The organism is Aeromonas sp. S12(2024), from assembly GCF_041402305.1.
Classification (GTDB): Bacteria; Pseudomonadota; Gammaproteobacteria; order Enterobacterales; family Aeromonadaceae; genus Aeromonas; species Aeromonas veronii.
On sequence record NZ_JBGLRB010000013.1, the window covers coordinates 55,844 to 76,988 of the forward strand.

22 protein-coding genes and 1 pseudogene are annotated in these 21,145 nt (G+C 60.7%); 10 read left to right on the forward strand and 13 right to left on the reverse strand.

The window, feature by feature from the left end:
* Window positions 1–13 precede the first annotated feature (13 nt).
* The 8 genes from dksA (at window position 14) to ACB035_RS13555 (ending at window position 7,379) form a co-directional block, all read left to right on the forward strand.
* Window positions 14–463, forward strand: a complete 450-nt coding sequence (gene dksA / locus ACB035_RS13520) for an RNA polymerase-binding protein DksA (RefSeq protein WP_005335644.1) — start codon at window positions 14–16, stop codon at window positions 461–463.
* 111 nt (window positions 464–574) lie between these two features.
* A complete protein-coding gene (gene gluQRS / locus ACB035_RS13525; RefSeq protein WP_371167453.1) occupies window positions 575–1,483 on the forward strand; it encodes a tRNA glutamyl-Q(34) synthetase GluQRS in 909 nt (302 codons plus the stop codon).
* Between the two features lie 166 nt (window positions 1,484–1,649).
* Window positions 1,650–3,116 (forward strand): polynucleotide adenylyltransferase PcnB, encoded by a 1,467-nt coding sequence (gene pcnB / locus ACB035_RS13530; protein WP_005335642.1) that lies wholly within the window; start codon window positions 1,650–1,652, stop codon window positions 3,114–3,116.
* 11 nt (window positions 3,117–3,127) lie between these two features.
* Complete coding sequence (gene folK / locus ACB035_RS13535; protein ID WP_005354659.1) at window positions 3,128–3,637, forward strand: 2-amino-4-hydroxy-6-hydroxymethyldihydropteridine diphosphokinase; 510 nt, start codon at window positions 3,128–3,130, stop codon at window positions 3,635–3,637.
* On the forward strand, window positions 3,634–4,428 hold the full coding sequence (gene panB, locus ACB035_RS13540) for a 3-methyl-2-oxobutanoate hydroxymethyltransferase (RefSeq protein WP_201990115.1): 795 nt from the start codon (window positions 3,634–3,636) through the stop codon (window positions 4,426–4,428). The genes folK and panB overlap by 4 nt, the downstream gene beginning before the upstream one ends.
* A gap of 201 nt (window positions 4,429–4,629) precedes the next feature.
* A complete protein-coding gene (panC, locus tag ACB035_RS13545; protein ID WP_005335639.1) occupies window positions 4,630–5,487 on the forward strand; it encodes a pantoate--beta-alanine ligase in 858 nt (285 codons plus the stop codon).
* A gap of 24 nt (window positions 5,488–5,511) precedes the next feature.
* Window positions 5,512–5,862, forward strand: coding sequence for a putative quinol monooxygenase (locus ACB035_RS13550; RefSeq protein ID WP_047437807.1), 351 nt, complete (start codon window positions 5,512–5,514; stop codon window positions 5,860–5,862).
* Between the two features lie 149 nt (window positions 5,863–6,011).
* Window positions 6,012–7,379: a cation:dicarboxylate symporter family transporter gene (locus ACB035_RS13555; protein ID WP_371167454.1), complete on the forward strand. Its 1,368-nt coding sequence runs from the start codon at window positions 6,012–6,014 to the stop codon at window positions 7,377–7,379.
* Window positions 7,380–7,462: 83 nt separating this feature from the next.
* Here ACB035_RS13555 and ACB035_RS13560 read toward each other — a convergent pair whose 3' ends face one another.
* From ACB035_RS13560 to hpt, 8 genes and pseudogenes are all read right to left on the reverse strand, one after another.
* On the reverse strand, window positions 7,463–7,990 hold the full coding sequence (locus ACB035_RS13560) for a rhodanese-like domain-containing protein (RefSeq protein ID WP_058056622.1): 528 nt from the start codon (window positions 7,988–7,990) through the stop codon (window positions 7,463–7,465).
* Between the two features lie 4 nt (window positions 7,991–7,994).
* A complete protein-coding gene (locus tag ACB035_RS13565) occupies window positions 7,995–8,444 on the reverse strand; it encodes a MauE/DoxX family redox-associated membrane protein (RefSeq protein WP_371167455.1) in 450 nt (149 codons plus the stop codon).
* Window positions 8,445–8,458: 14 nt separating this feature from the next.
* A complete protein-coding gene (locus tag ACB035_RS13570; RefSeq protein ID WP_371167456.1) occupies window positions 8,459–8,767 on the reverse strand; it encodes a DUF3343 domain-containing protein in 309 nt (102 codons plus the stop codon).
* A pseudogene (locus ACB035_RS13575) lies at window positions 8,764–9,544 on the reverse strand (acyl-CoA dehydratase activase). The gene ACB035_RS13570 and the pseudogene ACB035_RS13575 overlap by 4 nt, the downstream one beginning before the upstream one ends.
* Window positions 9,545–9,553: 9 nt before the next feature.
* Window positions 9,554–10,705: a double-cubane-cluster-containing anaerobic reductase gene (locus ACB035_RS13580; protein WP_371167457.1), complete on the reverse strand. Its 1,152-nt coding sequence runs from the start codon at window positions 10,703–10,705 to the stop codon at window positions 9,554–9,556.
* A 226-nt stretch (window positions 10,706–10,931) separates the two neighbouring features.
* Window positions 10,932–11,705, reverse strand: a complete 774-nt coding sequence (locus tag ACB035_RS13585; protein ID WP_005362866.1) for an ABC transporter permease — start codon at window positions 11,703–11,705, stop codon at window positions 10,932–10,934.
* Complete coding sequence (locus ACB035_RS13590) at window positions 11,702–12,619, reverse strand: ABC transporter ATP-binding protein (RefSeq protein WP_005335620.1); 918 nt, start codon at window positions 12,617–12,619, stop codon at window positions 11,702–11,704. Before ACB035_RS13590 ends, ACB035_RS13585 begins: the two co-directional genes overlap by 4 nt.
* Window positions 12,620–12,730: 111 nt before the next feature.
* Window positions 12,731–13,261: a hypoxanthine phosphoribosyltransferase gene (gene hpt / locus ACB035_RS13595; protein ID WP_005335618.1), complete on the reverse strand. Its 531-nt coding sequence runs from the start codon at window positions 13,259–13,261 to the stop codon at window positions 12,731–12,733.
* A 201-nt stretch (window positions 13,262–13,462) separates the two neighbouring features.
* Between hpt and ACB035_RS13600 the strand changes: the two genes are divergently transcribed.
* Window positions 13,463–14,077: a TetR/AcrR family transcriptional regulator gene (locus tag ACB035_RS13600; protein ID WP_042079938.1), complete on the forward strand. Its 615-nt coding sequence runs from the start codon at window positions 13,463–13,465 to the stop codon at window positions 14,075–14,077.
* A 72-nt stretch (window positions 14,078–14,149) separates the two neighbouring features.
* Here ACB035_RS13600 and ACB035_RS13605 read toward each other — a convergent pair whose 3' ends face one another.
* A complete protein-coding gene (locus ACB035_RS13605) occupies window positions 14,150–14,761 on the reverse strand; it encodes a flavin prenyltransferase UbiX (RefSeq protein WP_069529846.1) in 612 nt (203 codons plus the stop codon).
* Complete coding sequence (mpl, locus tag ACB035_RS13610; protein ID WP_103252327.1) at window positions 14,758–16,128, reverse strand: UDP-N-acetylmuramate:L-alanyl-gamma-D-glutamyl-meso-diaminopimelate ligase; 1,371 nt, start codon at window positions 16,126–16,128, stop codon at window positions 14,758–14,760. Before mpl ends, ACB035_RS13605 begins: the two co-directional genes overlap by 4 nt.
* Window positions 16,129–16,386: 258 nt before the next feature.
* Between mpl and ACB035_RS13615 the strand changes: the two genes are divergently transcribed.
* Entirely contained in the window at window positions 16,387–17,088 is a 702-nt protein-coding gene (locus tag ACB035_RS13615; protein WP_371167458.1) for a phosphatase PAP2 family protein, read from the forward strand.
* 69 nt (window positions 17,089–17,157) lie between these two features.
* Here ACB035_RS13615 and galE read toward each other — a convergent pair whose 3' ends face one another.
* The 3 genes from galE to hcp all read right to left on the reverse strand — a co-directional run bounded on the left by galE (window position 17,158) and on the right by hcp (window position 21,016).
* Complete coding sequence (galE, locus tag ACB035_RS13620) at window positions 17,158–18,171, reverse strand: UDP-glucose 4-epimerase GalE (protein WP_267513373.1); 1,014 nt, start codon at window positions 18,169–18,171, stop codon at window positions 17,158–17,160.
* Window positions 18,172–18,265: 94 nt separating this feature from the next.
* On the reverse strand, window positions 18,266–19,255 hold the full coding sequence (locus tag ACB035_RS13625; protein ID WP_371167459.1) for an FAD-binding oxidoreductase: 990 nt from the start codon (window positions 19,253–19,255) through the stop codon (window positions 18,266–18,268).
* Between the two features lie 111 nt (window positions 19,256–19,366).
* Window positions 19,367–21,016 (reverse strand): hydroxylamine reductase, encoded by a 1,650-nt coding sequence (gene hcp, locus ACB035_RS13630; RefSeq protein WP_371167490.1) that lies wholly within the window; start codon window positions 21,014–21,016, stop codon window positions 19,367–19,369.
* Window positions 21,017–21,145: the final 129 nt, after the last annotated feature.

The window sequence follows — 21,145 nt, forward strand, 5'->3', positions numbered from 1 at the left end:
TAGGAGACAGGGCATGCCAACAGGCGAAAACAGGAAATCTCTGGGCCCCCTGGCCATTGCGGGTGTCGCGCCTTACCAGGAAAAGCCGGGTGAGGAGTACATGAATGACCAACAAAAGGCGCATTTTCGCAAGATCCTGGGTGCCTGGCGCAACCAACTGATGCAGGAAGTTGATCGTACCGTCGACCATATGAAAGACGAGGCTGCCAACTTCCCGGATCCCGTGGATCGTGCCGCGCAAGAAGAAGAGTTCGCTCTTGAACTGCGTACCCGCGACCGTGAACGCAAGCTGATCAAGAAGATCGAGAAGACCTTGCAGCTGCTTGAAGACGATGATTTCGGTTACTGCGAACATTGCGGTATCGAGATCGGTATCCGTCGTCTGGAAGCCCGTCCGACTGCCGACCTCTGTGTCGATTGCAAGACGCTGGCCGAGATCAAGGAAAAACAGATGGCCGGTTGATCCCGACCCTCTGGTATATGAAAAAGGGAGCTCGCGGGCTCCCTTTTTTATTGAGCTTTTGGCAGTCGCGCCCCAGAATGCAGCCTCAATGAATCGCTTACCCGAACAGTCATGCCAGTGAATCCCCCGTCCTCACCCCTTGCACGTCCCTATGTCGGCCGCTTTGCTCCCTCACCCTCAGGCCCGCTTCATTTCGGTTCGCTGATCGCCGCCCTCGGCAGCTTTTTGCAGGCCAGAGCGCAGCAGGGACGTTGGCTGGTACGCATCGAAGATATCGATCCGCCGCGGGAGATGGCGGGGGCAGCGCACCTGATCCTCAAAACCCTTGAGGCATATGGCCTCGAGTGGGATGGGGAGGTGATGTTCCAGAGCGCGCGCCATAGTCGTTATGACGAGATCATCGACCAGCTCTATCGGGCGGGAGACCTCTACTGGTGCCGTTGCACCCGGCGCGAAATCATGGCCGCGGGCGGTCTCTACAGCGGCCACTGCCGCACCCTCGGGCTTGCGGCCGAAGGTTGCGCCGCCCGGCTGCGCCAGCACCATCCGGTCTACCACTTCGACGATCGTTTGCAGGGCCATATCGCGGTACCGGTGGCGCTCGCCGAGGAGGATTTCATTATCCGTCGCCGCGACGGGCTCTACGCCTACAACCTGGCGGTGGTGGTGGATGATATGGACAGCGGTATCACCGAGATAGTGCGCGGCGCCGATCTGCTGGAGCCCACGGTGCGCCAGATTGCCCTTTATCAGACCCTGGGGGCGCCGGTGCCCGACTGGGTGCACCTGCCGCTGGCGGTGCTGGCAGATGGCAACAAGCTCTCCAAGCAGAACCATGCGCCTGCGCTGGCGCTTGATGAGGTGCGCCCGGCACTGTGGCAGGCGCTGCACTTCCTCGGCCAGTGCCCGCCGCCCGAGCTGATGACGAGCCGGATCGACGAGATCATCGAGTGGGGCATCGCCAACTGGCGGCTAGAACGGGTGCCCGCCAGCGAGAAAATCCCGCTGGACCTTGAGTAAAGAGGGCCGGTTTTCGTGTAATAAGGCGTGAGCTGGGCGCTGATAGACAGCTATTTTCGCTGGCAGACGGTTTCATGCGGGATCAATTGTCAGCACGGTTTTTCATTTGGTTAGGCGTGAGCTATGATAGGCCGCTATTTTTTGGCCTCCCGTCAATTTAGAAGTCATGAAGAGGTGTACCATTTTTTCCCAGATCGCAAACTTTTGCCGCAAGGTGCTCGGCAAGGAAGACGGCGAGCAGTCGGTGGAATCCCCCATTCCAGCCCGTGTCGCCGGTCAACGTCGTACCTTAAGCCGTGATCAGCACCCTATTTCGCGCAAAGAGATCAGCGAGAATGCACTCAAGGTGCTCTATCGCCTGAACAAAGGGGGCTATGAGGCCTACCTGGTCGGCGGCGGAGTCCGGGATCTGCTGCTCGGGAAGACGCCCAAGGATTTCGACATCGCAACCGATGCGACGCCGGAGCAGATCAAGGCGCTGTTCAGCAACTGCCGCCTGATTGGCCGTCGTTTCCGCCTGGCCCACATTGTCTTTGGTCGTGACGTGATCGAAGTGGCCACCTTCCGGGGTCACCACCATCAGGTCAATACCAGCAAACATGTGTCGGCCCAGTCTGATGAAGGCATGCTGCTGCGCGACAACGTCTACGGCACCATCGAAGAGGATGCCGAGCGCCGCGACTTTACCGTCAACGCCCTCTACTACAGCGCCAAAGATTTCACCCTGCACGATTTCGAAGGGGGTCTGGAAGATCTGGCCGAGCGCAAGCTTGAGCTGATCGGCGATCCCGAGACCCGTTATCGTGAAGATCCGGTGCGTATGCTGCGCGCCGTGCGCTTTGCCGCCAAACTGGATATGACCATCAGTCCGCGTACCGCTGCCCCCATCAAGGAGCTGGCGCCACTGCTGCAAGACATCCCGGCTGCCCGCCTGTTTGAGGAGACCCTCAAGCTGTTCCTGGCTGGCGATGGTCTGGCGACCTACAAGCTGCTGCGCGAGTATGGTCTGTTCCAGCAGCTCTTCCCGCAAGTGGCTGCGCTGTTTACCCCGCACGGCAACTCGCCCTACGAGCAGTTTATCGAGCAGGCGCTGATCGATACCGACACCCGCGTTCGTGAAGATAAGCGCGTCACCCCCGCCTTCCTCTACGCCACCCTGCTGTGGGGCTGCGTCGAGGCCCGTGGTCGGGTACTGGAGAACGAGAGCGGCCTGCCCTGGTATGACGCCTTCATGCTGGCGATCAACGAGGTGCTGGACAATCAGGTGCGGATCATCGCCGTTCCCCGCCGTTTCACCACAGATGTCCGCGACATCTGGGCACTGCAACAGCGTCTGACCCGTCGTCAGGGCAAGCACCCCGAGCGCGCCATGGAGCATCCCAAGTTCCGTGCGGCGTTCGACTTCCTGTTGCTGCGCAACCGGGTCGAGCGCGGTCTCGGCGAGTTGGCCAGCTGGTGGGAGCGCTATGTCGCCTCCAATCCGGATGTGCGCCCGCAACTGCAGCGTGAAGCGACCCGTCGCCCGGCCAGCGGTGAGCGCGGTGAGGCCCGTAGCCACGATGGCGAGAAGCGCAGCAGCAACAGCCGCAACCGTCGTCGCCCCCGTCGCCGCAAACCGAAAGTGGCCGAGTGACAACAGACGTGATGACCGAGGTCTTCATCGCCATTGGTTCCAACCTGTCTGACCCGCTGGGTCAGGCTCGTCGCGCCGTTGCCGCCTTGGCAAGGTTGCCGGAATCTGTGCTGGTGGAGGCCTCGTCGTTTTACAGCAGCCGCCCCATGGGGCCTGCTGACCAGCCGGACTACGTCAATGCCGTGGCCCGGCTCAATACCCGGCTCGCGCCCCTTGCGCTGCTGGATCAATTACAAAAAATCGAGCTGGAACAGGGACGTGTGCGCAAAGATGAGCGGTGGGGGCCGAGAACTCTGGATCTCGATCTGCTGCTCTATGGGGATCAGGTGATCAACCATGAGCGTCTGATCGTACCCCACTACGGCATGAAGGAGCGGGAGTTCGTGCTGCTGCCCCTTGCCGAAATTGCGCCTGCTCTGGTGCTGCCCTGCGGCACCCCGCTCGCCCGACTGGTTGCCCGCTGCCCGCACAATGATTTGGCCATCATTGCCCCGCGTGCAGACGTACAGGAGCCTCTATGAGCAAGATCACCACCGCCAGCCTGCTGAAGATGAAGCAGGAAGGTCAAAAGTTCACCGCCATCACCGCCTATGATGCCACCTTTGCCAAGCTGTTCGACGACGAGGGGGCCCACGTGCTGCTTATCGGCGATTCACTGGGCATGGTGCTGCAAGGGGGTCAGGATACCCTGGCGGTCAACATGGATGAGATGGTCTATCACACCCGCTGTGTGGCACGTGGTGCCAGCAAGGCACTGGTGGTCGCCGACATGCCGTTCATGAGCTACGCCACTCCCGAGCAGACTTACCAGAACGCAGCCCGCCTGATGGCGGCCGGTGCCCGCATGGTGAAGATGGAAGGGGGCGACTGGCTCTGTGACTCCATCCGCCACCTTACCCGCAACGGGGTGCCGGTGTGCGGTCACCTCGGCCTTACTCCGCAATCCGTTCATGTCTTTGGTGGCTTCAAGGTGCAGGGGCGCGATGAGTTTCAGGCCCAGGAAATTTACCGTCAGGCCCTCGAACTGCAAGCGGCCGGTATCCAGCTGCTGGTGCTCGAGTGTGTGCCCACTGCGCTGGCCGAGCGCATCACCAAGGCGCTTCGCATCCCGGTGATCGGCATTGGTGCCGGCCCCGCGACCGATGGTCAGATTTTGGTGATGCACGATGCTTTTGGCGTCACCTCCGGTTATGTGCCCAAGTTCAGCAAGAACTTCCTGGCCGAGACCGGCGATGTACGTGCCGCCATCCGCCTCTATGTCCAGCAGGTGAGCGAGGGGAGCTTCCCCGGCCCGGAGCACTGCTTCAACTGATCCTGGCGGTTGCATGATGGGGGCTGCGGCCCCCGTCTCTGCTTGTCAGCCTCGCACAGTTAATCCGTATAGCTAATCCGTATCTTATTGATTCATCTAAAGGTGAACTGCTGATAGCCATGTTCGTGCCCCATCCCGCCCGAGCGCTATCTGTGGATGCAACCCGTCTCTCTTTTTGATTTATCGGAAGGTGAACTGCTGATGTTGGTCGTAAATAATCCCGTCGTTCTGCGTGAGCAGATCAGCCAATGGCGCCGTGAAGGGCGTGCCATCGCATTCGTGCCCACCATGGGCAATCTGCATCAGGGCCACCTGACACTGGTGAAAGAGGCACACAGCCACGCCGAGAAGGTGGTGGTAAGCATCTTCGTCAACCCGATGCAGTTCGACAAGGCCGAGGATCTTGCCAACTATCCGCGCACTCTGGAGCAGGATTGCGCCGCGCTGGAAGCGGCCGGGGTCGATATGGTGTTCACCCCGACCCCGGAGATCATGTATCCGCAGGGGCTAGCCAGCCAGACCTTCGTCGAGGTGCCGGGTCTCTCCAATCTGCTGGAGGGGGCGCTGCGCCCGGGTCACTTCCGTGGTGTCAGTACCGTCGTCACCAAGCTGTTCAATCTGGTACAGCCGGATGTGGCCTGCTTTGGCCAGAAGGATTACCAGCAGTTGGCGCTTATTCGAAAGATGGTGGCCGACATGGCGATGCCCATCGAGATCGTCGGCGTGCCCACCGTGCGGGCCGAAGACGGGCTGGCACTCTCTTCCCGCAACGGCTACCTGACTGCCGCCGAGCGGGCCATTGCCCCCGAGCTGGCGCGCACCATGAACTGGATCGCCGAGCAGATTGAAGCGGGTGACCACCACCTGCCCTCCTTGGTGGCGCAGGCCAGCCAACGCCTCGACAACGCCGGTTTTCGTACCGATGCCATCGACATCGTCGATGCCGCCACCCTCGAATCCGCCACTGACGAGAGCGCGCAGCTGGTGATCCTGATGGCCGCTTATCTTGGCAAGGCCCGCCTTATCGACAATCAAGTGGTCACGCTGCAGCAAGCCTGAGCCCGCCACAACCAGGAGGACCCCATGTCCAAGAAGGTTTACTGCATTGCCCAATTCCTGCCCAAACCCGGTCAGGAGCAGGCCCTGTTTCAGGTGCTGCAGGCGCTCGAGCCCAACACCCTGCGTGAGGATGGCTGCCTGCAATATCGGGTGACCCGCCACATCGCGAGCCCGTTTGCCGAGGGGGAGAGCTTCCCCATCGTGTTCAACGAGATTTGGCAAGATATGGCGGCTTTCGAGGCGCACTGCCAGCGCGCCGAGATCACCGCGTTCTTCGAGCGTTACTGCCTGGCGGAAGATGGTTTGGCCGCCAAGTGGAATGTCTGCGTCTATAGCGACGAACCCGAACAGTACGACGCCCCCGTAAAGAAGTAATTCCCCCGATTGCCAGCGGACGCCCCCTCGGGCGTCCGCTGCTTTTTCACGCCTGCACTCTCCTGCATCCTGGCGTTTTGTTCTGCGGCCCAGCCCGCATCTCCCTTCGTTTCTATCCACTTTTGGCCTGATGGCCGCTACAGGTACTCATGATGTTTGTCCTGATTGCATCGCTTGTTTTCTGTCTGCTCTGTTTTGCTCTCACCCGGTTGCCTACCGGTTTGCCGCTCTCGCGCAAGGTGCTTGCGGGTCTGCTGCTTGGCGCCCTGTTCGGGCTGGCGCTGCAACTGGGCTGGGGCGCCGATGATGCCGGCGTCCAGCAGACCCTGGAGTGGATCAATATCGTCGGCGGCGGCTATGTCAGCCTGCTCAAGGTGGTGATGATGCCGCTGGTGTTCACCTCCATCCTCTCCGCCATCAACAAGCTGGAGCAGGCCCAGTCCCTCGGCAGGATCAGCGCCGTGCTGATCGGCTCCATGCTGACCCTGGTGATGATCGCCGGTGTGGTGGGGATGACGGTGACCCATCTGAGTGGCCTCACTGCCGAAGGGCTGCTGAGCCACGGCAGCGACACGGCTGCGCTGCAACAGAGCATGAGCACCATCGACAGTTCCCAGAGCCTGCCGGCTCTGCTGCTCTCGCTGGTGCCCACCAACTTTGCCGCCGATATGGCGGGTAGCCGCGGTCTCTCGGTGATCGGGGTGGTGATCTTCACCGTGCTGGCCGGGGTTGCCCTGCTGCAGTTGAAGGCGGAGCATCCAGAGGCGGGTGCTCGTGCCGCCGTGGCCATCGACACTTTGCAACTGTGGGTGATGAAGATGGTGCGGGTGGTGATTGCGCTCACCCCCTATGGCGTGATGGCGCTGATCGCCCGGGTGGTGGCTCACTATCCCCTGAGCGAGATCCTCAGCCTGATCGGCTTTATTCTGGTCTGCTACGTCGCCATTCTGGCGATGTTTGCGGTACACATGGTGATCCTGCTGCTGATCGGTCAGAACCCGCTGCACTATCTGCGGGAAGTGTGGGGCGTGCTCACCTTCGCCTTTATTTCCCGCAGCAGCGCGGCTTCCATCCCGCTCAGTATCGAGACCCAGCAACGTCTTGGCGTGCCTTCCAGCATCGCCAACTTTGCCGCCTCGTTCGGTGCCAACCTTGGCCAGAACGGCTGCGCCGGCATCTATCCGGCCATGATGGTGGCGATGATCGCCCCCATGCTCGGCATCAACCCCTTTGATCCCCTGTTTCTGCTGACTCTGCTGCCGGTCATTGCGCTGGGCTCCATCGGGGTGGCTGGCGTCGGCGGTGGCGGCACCTTCGCCGCGCTGATCGTGCTCTCCACCCTCAACTTCCCCATCGCACTGGTGGGGGTGATGATCGCCATCGAGCCGCTGGTGGATATGGGCCGCACAGCTCTCAACGTCAACGGCTCCATCATGGCGGCGATGATCACCAAGCGGTTGCTGGGCAAGCAGCAGCTGGCCCAAGCGGAGCAGCCGCAGGAGCAGGCCGCCAGCTAACCCTGAGTGCCACGTAATATGAAAGAAGCCCGCAGTTGCGGGCTTCTTTCATATCGGCTGTGTTGCCTTGTGGGCAGGCGCGGTTACTCGGCAGAGACGGGGTAACCGGCGCCTTTCCAGGCAAAGATGCCGCCCGGCACCCGATAGACCTGCTGATAGCCCTGAGTCACCGCCCAGGCGGCTGCGTTGTGGCTGCGGCCGCACTTGACGAAGCCGCAGTAGATCACCACCGGGCGGGACTTGTCTTCACCCAGCAGCGCCTGGAACTGCTCCGCCGTGCCGCTCCCCTCGACGATTTCGCTCCAGTTATCACCGGCCTTGGCCTCTTTCACGAAGACGAAGTTCTTGGCGCCCGGGATGTGCTCCTTCTTGTAGGAGTCCTCATAGGGCATGGTGTCGATGATCACCAACTCCTCGCCCTTGTCCATCCGGGTCTTCAGCTCGGCCACGGTCAGCAGCTGATAGCCCCCCTGCTGCGCCTCCTGTGCCAGCTGTACAGCCGATTGCTCAAGCTTCACCTCCTGCTCGAACTGGTTGTCGCCACAGCCCGCGAGGGCAAAGCTGGCGGCGATCAGCGAGGCCAGCAGGGTGCGGGATCGCAATGTCATCATGTCACTACTCCTTCAGTACGGGAAAAACGGGAACGGGAAAAACGGGAACGGGAAAAACGGGACGGGAAGTTCGCAGCAGGGCGCCCGCAAGCGTCAGTAGCAGCAGATCCCGCACAATGGCCTCCGGCAACGAGCTGAGATCAGCCCTGCCCAGACAGCCGCAAGAGATGTCGAGCCCGATGGCAACGCCATAGCCCAACACCGGAATAAACAGGGCGAGCAGCCCGATCACCAGCCAGAGTCCCCAGCGCCGGTTGGCGATGACCGCAAGCCCTGCGCAGAGCTCAAGGGCAATCAGCCCCCAGGCCACTGGCGGGATCAGTGACGGCCAGATCAGCCCGAAGGCCGCGATCTGCTCGATGAACAGGGCGGGGGAGACCAGCTTGAACCCGGCGGAGGCGAGGAAGAATCCTCCCAGAGCCAGATTGGCCAGCATGCGCAGATAAACAGCCATGGGATAGCTCTTTATCATCCATGACTCCGACTGCCAACCACAGGCGTTTGCTTCGCGATGTCCGGGCTATCGGCCGGATAGCGGGCCAGCTCGTGATAGTCGCCGTCCGCTTCGCAGCGAAAGACGGCGGCGGTTTCACCGCTTTGGCACCACTGTGACCACTCGTCTGGCGGGCAGTGGAGGCGAATGGCGAGGCCACAGCCGGCGCTGAGCTGGCGCGGCACATCGCAGACCCGAAACGACTGACCGTGCTGCTCCAGCCGCTTGCGCAGTCTGACCGTGCCGAGGGTAGAGTGGAACAGGTAGAGAAACTCCTGATTCATGATTTGCCTCCCGTGCTGGCGCGCGCCGAACAGGGCAGCCCCCAGCGCACCGGCAAACTGGGCATCCGGGTGGGTGGCCACTTCGCAGCCCAACCCTTCGGCCAGATAGTGGCGGAAGGTGGCGCAGTGGCTGACGCCGCCGGTAAAGAGCACGCTCGGTCGGGCGCCGAGGCGGCCGATAAAGTTGGCACTGCGCCGGGCCATGGAGCGGATGATGCCGGCCAGGATTGACTCGGCCGGAATGCCCGCCGAGCGCAGGCTGATCGCCTCCGATTCGGCAAACACAGTACACATGCTGCTGATGTCGTGGGGCTCGGCCCCTTGCAGCAGTTCGTCAAGCTGCTCGACCCGAGCTCCCAGAGTGCGGGTGATCACCTCGAGAAAGCGACCGGTGCCAGCGGCGCACTTGTCGTTCATCAGAAAATCGGTGAGGTTGCCGTCGCTATCGAGCTGGATCACCTTGCTGTCCTGCCCGCCGATGTCGATGACGGTGTGTACCGACGGGCAGAGCAGGCGAGCCCCCAGCCCGTGGCAGGAGATCTCGGTAACCCGGCGATCGGCGAACGACGCCAGATCCCGGCCATAGCCGGTCAGGGTCAGGTGGGGGCGCTCTGGCAAATCGGCCGAGAGCTCCTCCCAGCCTTGCTCGATGGCAGCCAGCGGACGAAAGGGGGTCGGCACCAGAAAACGGCGGACGATACGCCCGCCATCCCGGCTGTCGAACAGGATCCCCTTGGTCGCGGTGGAGCCCGAGTCAATCCCGATGGAGAGTGACACGGCGCCTCCTTACAGCATCTCGATAAAGGCGGCTAACCGGGTGGCCAGTTGTCCCTTGTCGGCGCTGGAGTAGTCGGTCTCGACTGCCATGTAGGGGATACCGTGGCGTTCGCGCACATGGCGCTTGATGGCGAGCGACTCCACCGCATAGGTGTGGCAAGCCTGCAGGATCACATCGATCACTCCGTCCGCCTGATACTCCTCCACCATCTGGCTCAGCAGATTCATGCGCTGGTGGTTGGGGGAGATGCAGGAGCAGCCGATGGCCAGATACTTGTCGGTCAGCGCATCGAACGGGTCGCCCTCTTCGCTGACGCACTGCTCGGTTGCCTTGGCGCCGGTGCAGTTCTCGTAACCCACCACCCAGCCGCCGTGCTCCTCGATAAGGCGCACCACCTTGTCGGCCGCGCCGCCGATGGGGCAGCCGGTGATGAGGATGCGCGGGCGGGCATCGAGCCGCTTGCCCTCGGCATACTCGACCTTGATGCGGCGGGTCATCTCCTGCAGCTCGCTGATGAGCTGCTCCTTGTCGAAGCGGAAGGTGGCACCATAGACCACCTTGAGCAGGTCGGTACCGCTGAGTGCCGGCGGATTGAGCTGGCCCAGCCGGTAGAAATCGGCCAGCGCGCGGCGCTCGCGGTTTTTCAGCACGATGGCGTCTCGCAATGCCTGCTCGCTGATGGGCTTGCCGAACTGCTGCTCCAGCAACTCCTTGAAGCGGACGATTTCGCTGCGCCACAGGTTGCGGGAGGCTTCGTCATCGGCGCGGTTGGGCAACTGCATCACATGCACCGGTTTGAACTCGGCCATGTACTCGTACATCTTCTTCTTGCCGTCGCAGGTGGTTTCCCCCACCACCAGATCGGAGAAGTAGAAGTAGGGGCACTTGTCGGTCTTGCCAAAACCGTAGCTGCTCTTGATGAGCGGGCAGAGGTTGCGGGGCAGATCTTTCTCGGCCTCCTCGATGGTCTCGTCGCTGGTGGAGCAGAGCGATACCACCACGGCGCCGGCGGCTATCGTCACCTCCTGCGGCATAAAGGTACAGTAGGTACCGACCAGGGGGATCTGTCGCTCCTTGAGTGCCATTACAGCCAGAAAGCCCTGACGACGGGCATCTGAAAAGCTATCGAATATGGCTGGCAACTCGGTGATAAGTGACATAGGCGATCCTGCCCTTATGAGAGAAATGAAGAGACGGACGAGCCATCCGTGACGGCACATCCAACCGCGAGAATTATACCTTTGGGGGTAATTCGAAAATTGCGGTGGATCACAAGGTGTCAGGTAAATCCTTAATTACAGGCAGGTTATTGAGAAGGGGGCTGGCAGGTTGAAGGGGCTAGAGGGGGAATAAAAAACGGGCACCGCGAGGTGCCCGTTTTGGCAATCAGTGGCGCAGACCGGTGCCGCGGGAGATAAGCCACCAGGCGATACCGTAGAGGGCCACGATAAAGCCGATGATGATGAGGTAGGCGGTGCCGAGCGGCACGTCGGAGATGCCGAGGAAGCCGTAACGGAACGCGTTCACCATGTAGATGATGGGGTTCACCTGGGAGACACCCTGCCAGAAGGGGGGCAGCAGGCTGATGGAGTAGAACACCCCGCCCAGATAGGTGAGCGGTGTCAGCACGAAGGTGGGGATGATGCTGATGTCGTCGAAGGTCTTGGCAAACACCGCGTTGATAAGGCCACCCAGCGAGAAGAGGATCGCGGTGAGCAGCACGGTCACGCAGACGCTGAACAGATGGTGGATCTGCAGCGGCACGAAGAACAGCGACACCAGGGTGACGATGAGGCCGACACAGAGGCCGCGTGCCACGCCTCCGCCCACGTAACCGGCGATGATGACGTAGTTGGGCACCGGCGCCACCAGCATCTCCTCGATATTGCGCTGGAACTTGGCGCTGAAGAAGGAGGAAGCGACGTTGGAGTAGGAGTTGGTGATCACCGACATCATGATGAGGCCGGGCACGATGAACTCCATGTAGGTGAAGCCACCCATGTCACCGATGCGCGAACCGATCAGGTTGCCGAAGATGACGAAGTAGAGGCTCATGGTGATGGCCGGTGGCACCAGGGTCTGGATCCAGATCCGGGTGAAGCGGCTCACCTCCTTGGCCAGAATGCTCTTGAAGGCGATGTAGTAGATGGCCAGATTCATGCTTTTCTCCCCTCTTCGACCAGATTGACGAACAGCTCTTCCAGCCGGTTGGCCTTGTTGCGCATGCTCACGACCTGCACCTGCTGGCTCGACAGCTGCTCGAACAGGCTGTTGAGTGACTGGCTCTTGTCGAGATCCACTTCCAGGGTGCGTTCATCCGGCATGCGGCCGTTGAACTCTGGCACCTCGGGTACGGCAGAACCTGGCGCAAGGTCGAGCAGGAAGGTCTCGCGACCCAGCTTGCCCAGCAGATTCTTCATGCTGGTGTTCTCGATCAGACGACCCTTGTCGATGATGCCGATGTTGCGGCAGAGCATCTCCGCCTCTTCCAGATAGTGGGTGGTGAGTATGATGGTGACGCCCTGCTCGTTGAGATCCTTGAGGAAGGTCCACATGGAGCGGCGGATCTCGATATCGACCCCGGCGGTCGGTTCATCGAGGATCAGCAGTTTGGGTTCGTGCATCAGGGCGCGGGCTATCATCAGACGGCGCTTCATGCCGCCTGAGAGGGTGCGGGCAGGCATGTCGCGCTTCTCCCACAGATCGAGCTGGCGCAGGTACTTCTCGGCACGGATTTTGGCTTCTGCCTTGGGCACGCCGTAGAAACCGGCCTGATGGGTGACAATCTGGATCACCTTCTCGAACTGGCTGAAGTTGAACTCCTGCGGCACCAGCCCGAGCTGGGCCTTGGCCTGTTCGAGATCGCTGTCGATGTCGTAGCCAAACACCTTCACCTTGCCGGCGCTCTTGTTCACCAGCGAGCTGATGACGCCGATGGTGGTGGATTTGCCCGCGCCGTTCGGGCCTAGCAGGGCGAAGAAATCCCCCTGCCTGACGGTAAGATCGATGCCTTTAAGGGCTTCGACGCCCCCCTGATAGGTCTTTTTCAGGCCGCTGATTTCCAGTGCGTTCATTGCAACCTCTGTGATGGTTGAATCCGGCTCGATACAGAAAAGGCGGCCAAGGCCGCCTGCACAGAGTAAAGGGCACAAGGCCGCTTCACCCGTGATATTCCTGAACCTGGCTTACTCCTGGGGTACCACTTTGCCGATAAACGGCAGGTTGCGGTACTTCTGGGCGTAGTCGATGCCACAGCCGACCACGAATTCGTCCGGAATGGCGAAGCCAATCCAGTCGACCGGCACCTGCACTTCTCGGCGGGAGGGTTTGTCCAGCAGGGTGCAGATGGCCAGGGATTTCGGCTCGCGCAGGGAGAGGATCTCGCGCACCTTGTTGAGGGTGTAACCGGTGTCGATGATGTCTTCCACGATCACCACATCCTTGCCCTTGATGTCGTCGTCCAGGTCTTTGAGGATGCGGACGTCACGGGTGCTGTGCATGCCGGAGCCGTAGCTGGAGGCGGTCATGAAGTCCAGGGTGATGGGCAGCTGGCACTGGCGGCAGAGGTCGGCCAGGAAGATGCAGGAACCGCGCAGCAGCGCAATCATCACGACTTCGTCAGAACCCTGATAGCGGGCGGTGATCTCTTCACCCAATTTGGCGATCCGGGCGGCTACTTCAGCCTCGGAGATCATCACCTCGACGGTGTGTTTCATCACTTACTCCCATAAGGCCAAAGGGGATTTGGCCGTTCATGAATATCAAAACCGATGATTCTACCACTCATGTTGAAGGGTGCTAGAGATACGTGGTGCTTTTATCGGCTTATTTTAATTGATAGAGTTAGCAGGCACTCAGGCATGATTAGTTAAAATACTATAAACACCATAATCAATAACTATTAGATGATAAAAACTATGGAACCACGCGCAGAAATAAGACGTCGTACCCGGCTGTCGCCGGAAGCTCGTCGCTCCCAATTGATGGAATGTGCCATCGAGGTGTTCTCCCGTCGCGGCATTGGCCGTGCAGGTCACGCCGAGATAGCCGAACAGGCCAAGGTCTCTGTGGCTACCGTCTTCAACTATTTCAACACCCGCGAGGAGTTGGTAGATGAGGTGCTGGCCGAGATCGAACGCTTTGTGAACCAAATGCTGTCGCAGGCATACGGTGACCAGGGCTCCATTTTCGACAAGATCCAGCGTCATGTACGCCTCTCTGTCGATGCCGCCTACGATCAACCGGATTATGCCGGTATCTGGCTGGAGTGGAGCTCATCGGTTCGGGAAGAGGTATGGCCCCGCTATACCCGGCTGCTGGATCACTGCCTTGAGCTGATCGCCAGCGAGCTGCAAACCGCCATGGATGCAGGGGAGATCACCAGCGTGCTGTCAGCACAGGATCTGGCCCGCTCTTTGACCGGTTTTGGCTATGTGATGATGCAGATGATCAATCAACCTCAGCGCCCGGCGCGCCAAGAGGTGACTGATTTCCTGTTCAAGTACGTGACGGCGCCAATTCAGGCTCGCTAACACGGCTTAACGAAAAAACGGCGTCACTCATTGAGTGGCGCCGTTTTTTTATGGCCGGATATAGCGGTCAGCTCAGTGGTGGCCATAGCCCCAGCGGTGGGTCAACTCATGCTCGACACCGAGATGATCGAGGATGCGGGCGACCATAAAGTCCACCAGATCGGCGATGCTTTTCGGCTCATGATAGAAACCGGGCGCAGCGGGCATGATGGTCACCCCGAGCCGTGCCAGTTTCAGCATGTTCTCCAGATGGATCGCCGAGAAGGGGGTTTCGCGGGGCACCAGGATCAGCTGGCCGCGCTCCTTGATCACCACATCCGCTGCCCGCTCCAGCAGGTTGTCGGAGGTGCCGTTGGCAATGGCCGAGACGGTGCCCATTGAGCAGGGGCAGACCACCATCTGTTTGGGCGCGGCCGAACCGGAGGCGACTGGCGAGAACCACTCCTCCTTGCCGCAGGCGACAATCTGCCCCTCCTTGGCGCCATATTGGCGACAAAGATAGGCTGAGAGCTCTTTCGGGGAGCCGGGCCAATCCTGCTGCTGCTCTGTCTTGAGTACCACACGAGCCGCCGATGAGGCGAGCAGGTAGACCCGATAGTCCGCCTGCACCAGACACTGGAGCAGGCGCAGGGCGTAGGGTGCGCCGGAGGCGCCGGTCAGCGCCAGGGTGATCGCTTTGTTCATAGTTCGCCGTGGTAATCCTTGAGGCGGGCGATCAGCTTGTCATGAATGCCACCGAAGCCGCCGTTGCTCATGATCAGAATATGGTCGCCATCGCGGCTCTCGGCCACCAGCCGGTTGATCAGGGTCTCCAGATCGTTGAATACCTTGGCCGGACGGGTCATATGGGCCGTCACCTCGCCGAGATCCCAGCCGATGTTGGGCGGCTGGAAGAAGAACACCTCGTCGGCGCCATCGAAGCAGCCAGCCAGCTCCTCCTTGTGAACCCCCAGCTTCATGGTGTTGGAGCGAGGCTCCAGCACCGCCAGAATACGTGAGCAGCCTACCTTGGCACGCAGGCCGCCGAGGGTGGTCTCGATGGCGGTGGGGTGGTGGGCAAAGTCGTCATAGACACTGATGCCAGCTACCTCGCCCTTGAGCTCCATCCGCCGTTTGGGGGATTTGAACTGGCAGAGGGCGGCGATGCCATGCTCTACCATGACACCGGCGTGGCGGGCGGCAGCGATGGCCATCAGACCGTTGTTGACGTTGTGCTCGCCGATGCACTCCCAGTGCACCTCACCCTGCTTTTCGCCATCCAGCCACACCTCGAAGGCGGAGCCGTCATCGGCCAGCTTGACCGCTTTCCACTTGGCGTCGTCCTGACCGACCAGCTCCACTTCGCTCCAGCAGCCCATCTTGCGTACGGCGGTGAGGTTGTCATCGGCTTGCGGGAACAGCACCCGGCCGTTGCTCGGCACGGTGCGCATCAGGTGGTGGAACTGGCGCTGGATCGCGGCGAGATCCGGGAAGATGTCCGCGTGGTCGAACTCCAGATTGTTCATCACCAGGGTGCGCGGGTGGTAGTGGACGAACTTGGAGCGCTTGTCGAAGAAGGCGCAGTCATACTCGTCCGCTTCGATGACAAAGAAGGGGGCAGAGCCGAGACGGGCGGAAACCGGGAAGTTGCCCGGCACGCCGCCGATCAGGAATCCGGGCTCCAGCTTGGCGTACTCCAGCACCCAGGCCAGCATGCTGGCGGTGGTGGTCTTGCCATGGGTGCCGGCGACGGCCAGTACCCAGCGATCCTGCAGCACGTGTTCCAGCAGCCACTGTGGGCCGGAGATGTAGGGTAGATTGCGGTCCAGCACATATTCAACACAGGGGTTGCCGCGGCTCATGGCGTTGCCAATCACCACCAGATCCGGCGCCGGATCGAGTTGGGAGGGGTCATAGCCTTCGGTCAGTTCGATGCCCTGTTGCTCGAGCTGGGTACTCATGGGGGGATAGACATTGGCATCCGAACCGGTCACCCGGTAACCAAGCTGTTTTGCCAACACCGCCAGACCACCCATAAAGGTGCCGCAGATCCCGAGAATGTGAATATGCATACCGCTTCCTTTCGCAGTAAAGGGAAGTGCGCATTCTAGGGGGTGTTGCGGTGGTGGCACAAGCCGCACTCATGGTGAGAGGCCCACAGATGCAGCACCGGAGGCAGAAATCTTGGCGCTGTTGGGATATGCGAGATTGGAATGGGATGGTGGGTTTTATTTGAGGCTTGATATTGTGTCGCACTTTCTTACAATTCTTCGGTTTTGTGACGCACGCTACAGTTTTACGATATTGCCCTTTTCCAAAGGAGACTCCCCATGGGCAAGTTCCTGCTTTGCTATCTGGTCGGTGGTCTGGTGGCCATCAGTTGGGCTGCGTTGCCCGCTCATGGTCCCTGGGATCAGTGGGACCTCACGATTTTTCATACCGTCAACGGCTGGCTCGGGCAGTCGCCGTTGTGGGCCGATCTGGTGGCCATCACCAATAACCGGCTGTTCGATCTGGCGGTGCTGGCCTGCATGGGGCTGATCCTGGCCAGCTGTTTCTTTGCACGGGATCTGGCGGGTCGTCGCCAACTGGTGGCGATGGGTATAGTGATGCTGCTGAGTGCACTGGTGATCAACCAGCTTGGTCACAGATTGCCGGTAGAGCGACCCAGCCCGACCCTGATGGTGGCCGATGCGCTGCGGGTCACCCAGATCAGCGGCATTCCGACCAAGGACTCTTCTGGCGATAGTTTCCCCGGCGATCACGCCCTGTTTCTGATGATCTTCGCCGGCTACGCCTTGCGTTATCTGCCGCGCTGGGCGGGAGTCACCGCATTGCTGATGGTGCCGATCTTTTCCGCACCGCGCATTCTGGCTGGCGCCCACTGGTTTACCGATGTCTACGTCGGCGCACTGGGGCTGGCGACCCTCTGTCTGCCCTGGCTGCTGTTGACCCCGCTGGCGGATCGGCTGATAGAGCGCATTTCCCCCCGATTGGCCCGTGTGCCGCTGCTGCGCAGTCAGACCCACTGATTGAACGTCGCAAAATAAAACGCCCCGACATGAAAATGTCGGGGCGTTCTGTTATCCACCCGCGAGAGATCAGCCTTGATAGCCGTTCGGGTTGTTGCTTTGCCAGCGCCAGGTATCGACCATCATCTGCTCCAGACCGCGCTCTGCCTGCCAGCCCAGCTCGGCACGGGCCAGCGTTGGCTCTGCCCAGCACTCGGCGATGTCGCCTGGGCGACGGGGTTTGATCTGGTAGGGAATGGATCGGCCGCTGGCCGCTTCAAACGCCTTGACCATCTCCAGTACCGAGTAGCCCTGACCTGTGCCCAGGTTGTAGGTGAAGACGCCGGTGTCGCTCTTGATGCGTGCCAGTGCTTTCAGGTGACCGATGGCCAGATCCACCACATGGATGTAGTCGCGCACGCCGGTGCCATCCGGGGTCGGGTAGTCGTTGCCAAATACCCCCAGCTCCTTGAGCTTGCCGACACCCACCTGGCTGATATAGGGCAGCAGGTTGTTGGGGATGCCGTTGGGATCTTCACCAATCAGGCCGCTCTCGTGGGCGCCGACCGGGTTGAAGTAACGCAGCAGTACGATAGCCCAGCGGGGATCGGATTTGGCGAGATCGCGCAGGATCTCCTCTACCATCAGCTTGGAGCGGCCGTAGGGGTTGGTGGCGCTGGTGGGGAAATCTTCCCGCAGCGGCACCGAGGCGGGATCGCCATAGACGGTGGCCGAGGAGCTGAATACCAGCCGGAAAACCCCGGCCCTGGCCATCTCTTCGCACAGCACCAGAGTGCCGCTGATGTTGTTCTGGTAGTAGGTGAGCGGGATCTGGCTCGACTCCCCGACCGCTTTGAGACCGGCGAAGTGGATGACCGATTCGATCTGGTGGTTGGCAAACAGCTGCTGCAGGCAGGCTCTGTCCAGCACATCCCCTTCGACGAAGGTGACCGGCTTGCCGGTGATCTGCTCGACCCGCTTGAGTGACTCCGGTGAGGAGTTGGAGAGGTTGTCGAGTACCACGACCTGCTGCCCAGCGCCGAGCAGCTCAACCAGGGTATGGGAGCCGATATAGCCGGCGCCCCCTGTGACCAGTATTGTCATTTTTTATCCCGTGTTCTGGTGAAACTGGGGCAGAGTCTACCCGTCCTGCCCGCTCGGGAAAAGGTTGAGATGCCAATGAAGCCCTTTGTATACCTCAATAATCGAGGCTGATATCCCCTTTTGCGGTGCAGGAGCAGGCCAGAGCAACGCCGCTCTCCAGATCCTGCGCGCTCAGGGTCATCACGCTCTGGCGCTCGATGTCACCTGTGGTGGTGCAACGACAGCTGCCACATACTCCGGCGCGACAAGCAGCCATCATGGTTTCACCCGCCGCTTCCAGCGCCGCCAGCAGGGTCTGGCCCGGCAGGATTTTCACCTTTTTGCCGCTCTTTTTCAGGGTTAACCAGAAGTGGTCGCTGGCGGTAGCTGCGGGCTCTACGGGGGGCAGGCCAAAGGATTCCTGATGCAGCTGCTCTGGTGGCAGCCCGAGTTCTGCCAGCATGGTGCTGATAGCCGCCATATAGGGGGCCGGGCCACAGAGATAGACATGGCGAGCGAGCAGATCAGGGGCCAGTTCGGCCAGCATGGCAGGGGTGAGTCGGCCCACCCAGGGATGAGCCTTCGGCGCCTCTTCCAGTATCAGGGCATGACGCACACCGGCATGGGCCGCGGCCAGGGTCGCCAGCTCGTCTGCGAAGATCACATCCTTCGGCGAACGGGCGCTATGGATAAAGCGGATATTGGCATCCGGCCGTTTGGCTAGCTCGTCCCGCAACATGGCCCACATGGGAGTGATGCCGGAACCGGCACTGAGCAGCAGCGGTCGTTGGCAAGGCAGGGTGGTCAGGTTGAAATCGCCAAACGGGCCATCGGCCCGGATGTGATCTCCCACCTGCAAGGTCTGGTGCAGATGGTGGGAGACCCGTCCCACATCCTTGATGGTTACCTGCCAGCACCCGTCCTGCGGGCTGGAGGAGAGGGTATAGGCGCGGCACTCCGGCTGGCCATCAATCTCGGTATGCAGGGTGATGCACTGGCCCGCCAGCACGGGAGGGAGGCTGCCGGAAAGCGGCGCCAGCTGCCAGCTCACTACGTCGTGGGTGTTCTGTTGGCGGCCAATGCAGGTGAGCGTGAGAGAGGTCATCACAAGGCTCCTTAGGTTTGAAACGGTTCGAAAAACGTCTGGTGAAAAAGCCGGGTCCAGAAAAAAGGCGAGCCGGGCGGCTCGCCAAATGCTTACAACATGAGGTGCCGATCAGGCCGTCAGGATCTTGGCCAAGTCAGCCTCGGCCGTGGTGGTCCCTTTCAGGCCAAACTGCTCCTCCAGCACCTTGAGCAGAGCCGGGGTGAGGAAGGCGGGGGCGGTCGGGCCGGTACGAATGTCTTTCACCCCGAGGGAGAGCAGGGTGAGCAGAATGACGATGGCTTTTTGCTCGAACCAGGAGAGCACCAGGGTCAGCGGCAGATCATTGATGCCGCACTCGAACGCTTCGGAGAGCGCCAGTGCCAGCTGAATGGCGGAGTAGGCATCGTTGCACTGGCCCACGTCCAGCAGACGAGGAATGCCGCCGATGTCGCCAAAGTCGAGCTTGTTGAACTTGTACTTGCCGCAGCCCAGGGTGAGCAGCAGGCTGTCTTTTGGTGCAGCCTTGGCAAATTCGGTGAAGTAGGCGCGCTCGGCCTTGTCGCCGTCACAGCCACCTACCAGGAAGAAGTGGCTGATCTCTCCGGCTTTGACCTTCTCAATCACTGCGGGCGCAGCCTGCATCAGGGCGTTGCGGGCAAAGCCGATGGTGATGAAGTGCTCGAGCTCGGTGTGCTTGAAGCCTTCCAGCGCTTGCGCCTTGGCGATCACGGCGGAGAAATCATCCCCCTCCAGATGGGTTACGCCCGGCCAGCCGACGATGGAGCGGGTGAAGATGCGATCCGAGTAGTTGCCCACATTCGGGTCGATGATGCAGTTGGAGGTCATCACCACGGCGCCCGGGAAGTTGGCAAACTCCTTCTGCTGGTTTTGCCAGGCGGAGCCGTAGTTGCCCACCAGATGGGGGTACTGCTTGAAGAAGGGGTAGGCCAGCGCGGGCAGCATCTCGCCGTGGGTGTAGACATGAATGCCGGTTCCCCTGGTCTGCTCCAGAATGAGTTTGAGATCCATCATGTCGTGGCCGGAGACCAGAATGCACTTGCCGGGAATTGGCGTGACGCGTACCTGGGTCGGTTCCGGGTGGCCGAAAGCACTGGTTTCACCGAGATCCAGCATCTCCATGATTTTGAAGTTGAGCTGACCGATCTCCATGGCACAGCTGAACAGCCGACCCATTTCGCTCGGATCTGTGCTGAGCCAGCTCATGATGCGGTGGAATTCGGCGGCCACCTCGTCACTCTGCTGATCCAGCACCCGGGCGTGCTCCATATAGGCGGCCGCGCCCTTGAGGCCGTAGAGACAGAGCAGACGCAGCCCCATGATGTCCTCGTTCACCTCGCTCTTGCCCCGATTGGGGGCGGCTGGCGCGGCATGGGCAAGTTGTTCCAGCAGTTCGGCACCGGGTTCGAAGTAAGCGGACTGTGGCAAGTCGTTGACCTGCACCGCCATGGCGGTCAGACGATTGGCTAACTGCTGGCGATAGGCGAGGGCCTGATTGACGTAGGCCACGATGCGATTCGAGTCGAAGTTGACGTTGGTGAGGGTGGCGAAGAAGGCTTTGGGCACGAAAGCATCGACCTCGCGATCCATGATGCCCTGCTCGCGGGCGGCCAGCGCCCAGGCGCTGAGCCCCTGCAGGGTGTAGATCAGCACATCCTGCAGATCCGAGGTTTCCGCCGTCTTGCCGCACATACCTTGTGCGTAGGCACAGCCGTTGCCTGCCGGGGTACGAATTGTCTGTTCACATTGCACACAAAACATCATGTCTCTCCTAATTGGACATTTCAGTTGTCTGTTTTGTGGCGATTCTATTCCTCTCGCGAAAAACTTAATAGGTATTCAATTTGCCAATTAAGATTCCCTTGATGCAGATCAAAAACAAAAAAAGCC